General features: G+C 75.2%; 1 protein-coding gene and 3 pseudogenes. All 4 read left to right on the top strand.

Going from position 1 to position 8,656, the window contains the following annotated elements; translation table 11 throughout:
- Window positions 1-265, top strand: a pseudogene (locus tag IH13_RS0109515) (hypothetical protein); the annotation flags it as partial.
- Window positions 266-801: 536 nt separating this feature from the next.
- A complete protein-coding gene (locus tag IH13_RS0109510) occupies window positions 802-1,020 on the top strand; it encodes an MbtH family protein (protein ID WP_031082821.1) in 219 nt (72 codons plus the stop codon).
- Between the two features lie 435 nt (window positions 1,021-1,455).
- Window positions 1,456-7,268 (top strand): annotated as a pseudogene (locus IH13_RS45745) (amino acid adenylation domain-containing protein).
- A 227-nt stretch (window positions 7,269-7,495) separates the two neighbouring features.
- Window positions 7,496-8,656 (top strand): annotated as a pseudogene (locus IH13_RS0109500) (ribonuclease E/G); the annotation flags it as partial.

Genomic DNA, 8,656 nt, shown 5'->3' with positions numbered 1-8,656 from the left:
GGCCGGATCCGAGTGGCGCCGGACGGCGGGCGCCCGCACCGACGCCGTCGCCGCCGCCGCCGAGGACCTCCTGGCTGCGGCCCTCGCCTGGGCCGCCTGCGCCTCGTACGCCGCCGGCCCCTCCCGGGACGGCACCGGCGAGCCGGACCGTGACCCGGAACCCACCGGGGCCGGAGTGTCCGGCGCCGGCGGTGCCCCCGCCGGTGCTCCCGACGGCTATGGCGCCCGACGGGCGCGGCCGTACCCGGACGGGCCTGCGGACTGACGGCCGGACGGCCGGACGGCCGGAGGGCGGGCCTGCCTCCTCTGCGCCCTGTCCGGTGCGCGGGGCGCACGCGCCCGGCGCATGGGAGCGCGGTGCGATCTTCGTGCGCTGCGCTCTCTGCGGGCGTGCGCGCATGGCTATCCGGAAGGTGGTGGTTCATATGAGTAGATAGTTGGATGATGGGGACATCGCCTGGCCGGATGCTTTCCCCAGAGGTGGCTTGCACAGGTCCGTGGCCAGCCTGTTCTTCTGGTGTTCGATTAAGTGCCCATAAGTAATCGGTGGAATTCGCATCTACAGCCGCCTGGGGTCCTCTAGTGTGAATGCTGTGCACGGGAGAACCCGGGCTCGGCCGGCGGTACGCCGTTGAATCCGGAGGCGTAACGTATCTCCGCCCCACGCGGCCGGGACCGCGCCGCGAGGGGGATCGGCCGACAGTGGGGCCGCCGAAGGAAATCGGTGCGTGACGGGGTGCGTGTGAGCGACCGATGGACGTGCCGTGGAAAGAACAGGAACGGAACAAGTGGGGGACGGTCATGACCAATCCTTTCGATGACGAGTCGGGGCGGTTCGTGGTCCTGCTGAACGAGGAGGGCCAGTACTCTCTCTGGCCCGCGCACATCGATATCCCGGGCGGCTGGCGTATCGAGGGCCGGGAGGGGACGCGTCAGGAGTGTCTGGACGCGGTCGAGAGCGTCTGGACCGACATGCGCCCCGCTGGCCTGGTGCGCGCGATGGAGACCGACGCCGGCTAGGGCGACGGTCACCGAAGGGCGGCGTCACCGGCGTCACCCCAGGTCGACGAGGTGTCGCCGCCTTCGGATCCGATCGACTTCGTTCGGTTGCGAACGGAAGTGATCGCACGTGAATGGTGATCGATCCGTGTTGTGCTCCTGAATGATCATGCGCTGTGATGGCGCATTGCTCGACCCTCTTATGGGCTACCTATGGACCAGCGGGTGGCCCGTCCTCGGTGCGCGAAGAAAGCGGAGTCTGCCGGGAGGTCTCCTCAGGGAGAGTTCCGGTGGCCCGGTGCCCGTAGGACCCGGTACTTCCTGACGGCGCGGGTTCGGCGACGTTCTCTCCCTTCTCGCCGCCCGTTGCCGGTGATCCTTGCCGCACCGGTGCGGGCGGCTCCGGCCCGCCTTCTTCGTCATCCCCGAAAACTCTCCCCAAAGGTGTAGATCGGCATGCACGAAAACGGCTCCGCCTCCTCACGCGCGGTTTCCGAAGAATCCTTCGAAGAGTTCTTCGAAATGACCCCGGCCCAGCAAGGTGTCTGGTACGGGCAACTCGTCGATCCGGACAGCCCGAAATACAACATCGGGGAATGCTTCGAGATCCGCGGCGACCTCGACGAGAACCTGTTCGCCGCGGCGCTCGACCGGACCTTCGCCGAACACGACAGCCTCGACGCCGAGTTCGTCACCCGGGGCGACACGGTCCTCCAGCGGGTCGTCCGCCCCCCGTCGGCCCGGGACGGACGGCTCCGCGTCGTCGACCTGTCCGGCGCCGACGATCCCGCCGCCGCGGCCGAGCGCTATCTGGCCGACGACATGGGCACCGTCGACCGGCTGGAGGCCCCGCGCCACCACTTCGCGCTGCTGCGCCTGGGCCCCGAGCTGCACTACTGGTACGTCCGCTTCCACCACATAGCCATCGACGGCCTCAGCGGCGCCGTCTTCGCCCGCACCGTGGCCGACCTCTACACGCGGGCCGTGCACGGTGAGGACGTCGCCACGGCCGAACTGCCCGCCGCGCCCCTGCGGGACCTCATGGCCGACGAGGCGGCGTACCGCGGTTCGGAGCGTTACGAGGCCGACCGCGCCTACTGGACCGGCAAGTTCGCGGACCTGGCAGGCACGCCCCCGGCGGACCCCGCCTCCGGCGCCCCGGCGGAGACGTCCGGCGCCCGGGCCGGCGCAGACGCGCGCGGCGCCGCCAGGGAGCTGATCCGCCGGCGTACCGACGCCCCCGCGCCGGGCACGCTCACAGCCCCGGACGTACGCCTGCACACCGGAGAGACCCTGCCCCCGGCCGTCCTCGACGACCTGCGGAGGCTCGCCTCCGCCCACCGCACCACCTGGACCGCCGTGCTCGTCAGCGCGGTCGTCGCCTACGTCGGCCGGGCCACCGGCACGCGGGACGTCACGGTGGGCCTCGCCTCCAACGGCCGCCACGGCGGGCTCAGGCACATCATCGGTATGACCGCCAACATCCTTCCGTTGCGGGTGGACCTCGCCCCGGACCTGACGGTGGGCGCCCTCGTGCGCGCGGTCGCCGCCGAGATGCGCGGAGCCCTGCGCCACCGCCGCTTCTCCCGCGAACAGCTCGCTCGCGAGCTGAACATGACCGATGACGCGGCCCGCCTGGCCGGTGTCGTCGTCAACATCATGGGCTACGACTACGGCCTCGACTTCGCCGGAAGCCCCGCCGCCTCCCGCGTCCTGTCCATCGGCCCGGTCGACGACGTGTCCCTCTTCGTCTCCGAACGGTCCGAGGGCACGGGCCCGTTGATCGGCTTCGACGCCAACCCGGAGCTGTACCGCCCCGAGGACGTGCTGCCGCACCAGCGGGCCGTGGTGTCCTTCCTGTCCGCCCTGGCCGCCGCGGACGCCGACACCCCCGTCGCCGAACTGCCGTTGCTCGACGACACCACCGCCCGGTCCCTGCTCGCCCAGGGACGCGGCGCGCCCCTGCCCGCGCGGGCAGGGGCGGCGGGCCTGCCGGAGGCCTTCGGCGCACAGGCACGCCGGACACCGGACGCCCCGGCCGTGACGGACGGTCCCGTCACGCTCTCCTACCGGGAGCTGGCGGCGGCGGCCGAGGAGCTGTCCGGCGCCCTGGCCGGCCGGGGCCTGGAGGCCGAGGACGGGGTCGGTGTCCTCGTGGGCCGCTCGGCGGCCGTGGTGGCCGCCACCCTCGGCGCGGTCGGTGCGGGAGCGGCGTACGTACCGATGGACGCGGCCTGGCCCGACGAACGGCTCGGCCGGGTCGCGGACGTCGCCCGTGTCCGCGCCCTGGTGGCGGACGAGGCCGCCGCCGCGCGGCCCTGGGTGCGGGAGAGGGCCGCCGCCGGCCTGCCGCTGATCGTCGTCGACCGGGCCGGCCGCGTCGTCCAGGGCGCCCCGCCGCTGCCGGGGCCGCTGCCCCGGGCGATCCACGGCGACCGGCTCGCCTACGTGATGTTCACCTCCGGCTCCACCGGCCTGCCCAAGGGGGTCGGCGTCACCCACGCCGACGTCCTCGCGCTGACCGCCGACACCACCTGGTCGGGCGGCGTGTCCGACGCGGTCCTGATGCACTCCGCCTACGTCTTCGACGCGTCCACCTTCGAGATCTGGACGCCGCTCCTGCGCGGCGGCCGGGTGGTCGTCGCCCCGGACGGCGTACTGGAGGCGCGGACGCTCCGCGACCTCGTGGACCGGCACCGGGTGACCGCCCTCTTCCTCACGACGGCCCTGTTCGACGTGGTTGCCGAGGCGGACCCGGCCGCGTTCGCCGGGCTGCGGATGGTCGCCGCGGGCGGCGAGGCGGCCACCCCGGACCTGATGCGGCGCGTGGCCGCCGCCGCCCCCGGCACACGCGTCCTGCACGTGTACGGCCCCACGGAGACCACGACCTTCGCCGCCCGCCACCCGGTCGGCACCGGCACGACGGGTGTGCCGCCCATCGGCCGGCCGCTCGACGGCATGCGCCTGTACGTCCTCGACGACACCCTCGGCCTGGTGCCGCCCGGTGTCGTGGGAGAGCTGTACGTCAGCGGCCACGGCGTCGCCCGGGGCTACCTGGGGCGCGCCGCGCCGACCGCCGCCCGGTTCGTCGCCGACCCCTACGACGCGGCCGGCGGGCGCATGTACCGCACCGGTGGACCGCCGCCGGTGACGTCGAGTACGTCGGGCGCGCCGACGGGCAGATCAAGCTCCGCGGGTTCCGCATCGAACCCTCCGAGATCGAGAACGTGCTCGTCGCCGACCCGGACGTGCGCGCCGCCCGCGTCCTGGTCCGCGAGGACGTACCAGGCGACCGCAGACTCGTCGCCTACGTCGTGCACGGCCCCGGCGCCCGGCCGGACGGCTCCGCGCTGACCCGCCGCGTCGGGCGTGCCCTGCCCGCCTACATGGTGCCCTCCGCCGTCGTCCCCCTCGACGCGCTGCCCCTGAACCCGAACGGCAAGGTCGACCGCACGGCCCTGCCCGCCCCCCGGGCCGCGGTCTCCACGGGCCGCGCCCCGCGCACGGCCGACGAGGAGATCCTGGCCGGACTGTTCGCCGACGTCCTGGGCGTGGACGCCGTCGGCGCCGACGACAACTTCTTCTCGCTGGGCGGCCATTCCCTGCTCGCCACCCGCCTCATCGGCCGGGTGCGGGCGGCCCTGGGCGCCGAACTCGCCCTGCGTACGCTCTTCGACCACCCCACCGTCGCCTCGCTGGCCGCCGCCCTCGACACCTCCGGGGCGGCCAGGCCCGTGCTCGGCCGGCAGCGGAGGCCCGCCGTGGTCCCGCTGTCCTCCGCGCAGCAGCGCCTCTGGTTCCTCAACCGCGTGGAGGGCGTGGGGGAGACCTACAACGTCCCGCTCGTCCTCGCGCTCGACGGTCTACTGGACACGGACGCCCTGCGGGACGCCCTGGCCGACGTGGTGGTCCGTCACGAGAGCCTGCGCACCGTCTTCGCCGAACACGACGGCGTCGCCCGGCAGGAGGTCCTCGACGCGGGTGCCGTCCCGTCGCTCGTCCCCCTCGACGTCGAGGCGCCCCCGGCCGGGGAGGACGGCGGTGTCTGGGCCGAGGAGGCGGTGCGCCGGCTGACCGCCGCGCCCTTCGACCTCACCGGCGACGCCGCCGTCCGCGCCCGTCTGCTCCGTCCGGGTCCCGGCCGCCACGTCCTGGTGCTGGTCCTCCACCACGTCGTCGCCGACGGCTGGTCCCTCGCCCCGCTCCTCCGTGACCTGGGCGCCGCCTACCGTGCCAGGAGCGCGGGCACCGGAGCCCCCGACTGGCCCGCGCTGCGGGTGCAGTACGCCGACTACGCCCTCTGGCAACGCCGGCTGCTCGGCGACGACGGCGACCCGGGCAGCCTGGCCGGCAGTCAGCTCGCGTACTGGTCCCAGGAGTTGAGGGGAGCGCCTGAGCTGATCGACCTGCCCCTCGACCGGCCGCGGCCCGCCGTGCGCGGCCACCGGGGCGACACCGTCCCCTTCACCCTGCCCGCGCCCACGTACGCCGCGCTGGTCCGGCTCGCGCGGACCACGGGCTGCACGCCCTTCATGGTGCTCCAGGCGGCTCTCGCCGTGACGCTGCACGCCCACGGTGCGGGGACCGACATCCCGCTCGGCACGGCGGTGGCCGGGCGCACCGAGGAGGCGCTCGACGACCTGGTCGGGTTCTTCGTCAACACCGTCGTCCTGCGCACGGACCTCTCCGGAGATCCGGCCTTCCGTGAACTCCTGGGCCGCGTGCGGGAGTCCGGTGTCGCCGCGTTCAGCAACGGCGACCTCCCCTTCGAACGGATCGTGGAGGCGCTCAACCCCGAACGGTCCGGTGACCACCACCCGCTCTTCCAGACCATGCTGGTCCTCCAGAACCAGCGGCGGGCGGAACTGGACCTGTCGGGTGTCACCGTCCACGACCGGACGCGCCACACCGGGATCAGCAAGTTCGACCTGACGTTCTCGCTCACGGAGCTCACGGAGGCCACCGAGGCCACCGAGGTTCCCGGTGGCCCCCGCGCCACCGGCGCGGACGCCCCGGACGCCCCGGCCGGTCTCGGCGGCTACCTGGAGTACGCCACCGACGTCTTCGACGCCGGCACCGCCCGCGCCCTGTGCGACCGCTTCGCACGCGTGCTCACCCTCGCCGTCACCGACCCCGGCCGGACGGTCGGGGAGCTCGACCCGCTGACGCCGGGCGAACGCGACCGCCTCCTCGCCCAGGGGCGCGGCGCTGCGCTGCCCCGCACCGTCCCGACCGTCCCGGAGGCGGTGCGCGAGCAGGCCGCCCGCACCCCCCACCGGATCGCCGTACGCGACGCGCACACGAGCCTCGGCTACGCCGAACTCGACGCCCGCGCCGACGCCCTGGCCCGCCTCCTGCGGGAGCGCGGCGCCGGACGGGAGGACCGGGTGGCCGTCGCCGCCCCGCCGTCCGTGGACACCGTCGTGGCCATGCTGGCCGTGCTGCGGGCCGGGGCCGCCTACCTGCCCGTCGACCCGGAGTACCCGCACGCCCGCATCCGGCACATGCTCGGCGACGCCCGGCCCGCGCTGCTGCTCACCACCACCGCCGTCCACGCGGGCCTGCCCCCCACCGACGTGCCGTGGCTCGCCCTCGACGCCCCGGCGGCCCCCGGCACGGACGGCCCCCGGCCGCTCCCCGGGCCGCCCGCCCCGCAGGACCCGGCGTACGTCATCTACACCTCGGGCTCCACCGGCCGCCCCAAGGGCGTGGTGGTGGAGCACGGCGCGCTCGCCGGTCATATGGCCTGGATGGCACGGCACCTCGCCGTCACCGCGGACGACCGGGTCCTCGCCCGTACGTCCACCAGCTTCGACGCCTCCGTCTGGGAGCTGCGGCTGGACGGGGTCGCGGCCGAGGACGCGCGCAACGCCGTGGAGACCTTCCTGGCCGCCGAGTCCGTCGAGGTGCAGCGCCGGGCGAAGAACGGGATGCGCAGCTTCGACGCCCGCGCGGCCGTCGTCGCCCTGGAGGCACACGATCCCCGGCCTGATAGGTCCGAAGACACGCCTTGTGCGATACTGCGCCTGGTTGTGCGGCACGAGACACCCGCCGTGCGACCCGACGACGTCCTGTCCGGTCTCCGAGCTGTGGCCGACCTGGCGCCGCCGGTCCCCGCAGCGGTGACCAGGCTGGCGCAGGGGCTCTTCGACGAGGAGTCCGGCACGGTGACCGACCCGCTCGCGCCCGACCGCGAGGCAGCCCCGGCCGTTCCCACGGCCGACCCGGCCGCCGTCGCGACGGTGACGGACGGTGCGGTCTCCGCGTAGGCGGTCGTTGTAGGCGCAGCCCTCTGACCCGGGAACCACCTGGGTCGGGCCGCGCACCGCCCCATAAGACTTTCGCCAGGCCGTGCGTACCGCGTACGGAACCGGCGAGCCATACATCAGCTCCCGTGCGGCGCCCGCGCCCCGGAAGGTACGACGCGCACATCACGCGAAGCGGCCTGACCGGAATCAGACGCGGCGCCCGGGAGCGCGACGGGAGAACCGCCCGCATGCACGAGCCGAACGAACCCGGTACGACCGGGAACACCGAAGAGAACAACGCACCCGGGGACAAGCTGCCGCCGCGCCGCAGGCGCCGCGCGGCCTCCCGCCCGGCCGGCCCGCCGTCCGGCGCGCCGGGTGCGGCCGCCGCCGAGGACGTCACGCCGGCCATACCGGCCGAGGACACCCCGGCCGCTCCCGCCGAGCCCGAGACCGCCGCCCCGGCGCGTCCCCGCCGCCGCGCGGTCCGCAAGGCGACCGCTCCGGCGGGCGCCCCGCAGACCGCCGAGGCCGTGGAGCCGGCCGCCGCTCCCGCTCCGGCCGCCGAGTCGCAGGACACGCCGACCGGAGCCGTGGAGCAGGACGAGGTCGCGGAAGCCGTCGAGGCCGCGCCCGCGGCGCGCCCGCGCCGGCGGGCCACCCGTAAGGCGACCGCTCCGGCGGGTGCGCCCAAGCCCGTAGAGGAACCCGCCGTGACCGACGAGGCGGAAGAGACCGAAGAGGCCGCGGAAGAAGCTGTGGAGCCGGCCCCCGTGGCCGCGCCCCGTGGCCGTCGCCGCGCGACCCGTAAGGCGACCGCTCCGGCCGGGCCCCCGCAGCCCGCCGAGAGCGCCGCCGTGGCCGAGCCGGCCCCGGCCGCCGAGCCCGCCGTCACCGAGGCCGCCGCCCAGGAGGCCCCCGTGGCCGAGACCGCCGCCCCGCGTGGGCGCGGCCGGCGCCGTGCCTCGGCCCCGGCCGGGACGCCGCAGGGCGCACGGCAGGCGGCCACCGCCCCGGAGGCCGAGAGGACCGAGCCCGCCGCCGCCCCGGCCGCCGAGGCGTCCGCAGCCGAGCCGGTCGCGGAGACGCCCGCCGCCGAGGCGCCCCGTGGCCGCCGCCGCGCCACCCGTAAGGCGACCGCCCCGGCCGGTGCCCCGCAGGCCGCCGCCGAGAGCGTCGAGGCGGAGGCCGCCGAGACCGGCGAGAGCCTGCCCGCCGCCGTGGCCGAGGAACTCGCCGCCGAGGCCGACGAGGTGGAGGAGGCCGCGCCGCGCGGACGCCAGCGCCGCCGTGCCACCGCCCCCGCGGGCCGGCCGGAATTCACGACCAAGGCCGAGGAGCCGGTGCGCAAGGGCCGTCGCGCGACGCGCCCCGCCGTGGCCGTCTTCCAGCTGTCTCTTATACACATC

The organism is Streptomyces sp. NRRL WC-3549, from assembly GCF_000721935.1.
In the GTDB taxonomy this organism is placed as follows: domain Bacteria; phylum Actinomycetota; class Actinomycetes; order Streptomycetales; family Streptomycetaceae; genus Streptomyces.
Note: the sequence above shows the minus strand (reverse complement) of the source record. Positions and strands in the feature narration are given on the sequence as shown.

Coding starts and splice junctions, on each gene's coding strand:
- IH13_RS0109510 (WP_031082821.1), top strand. CDS start 802: ATGACCAATCCTTTCGATGACGAGTCGGGGCGGTTCGTGGTCCTGCTG.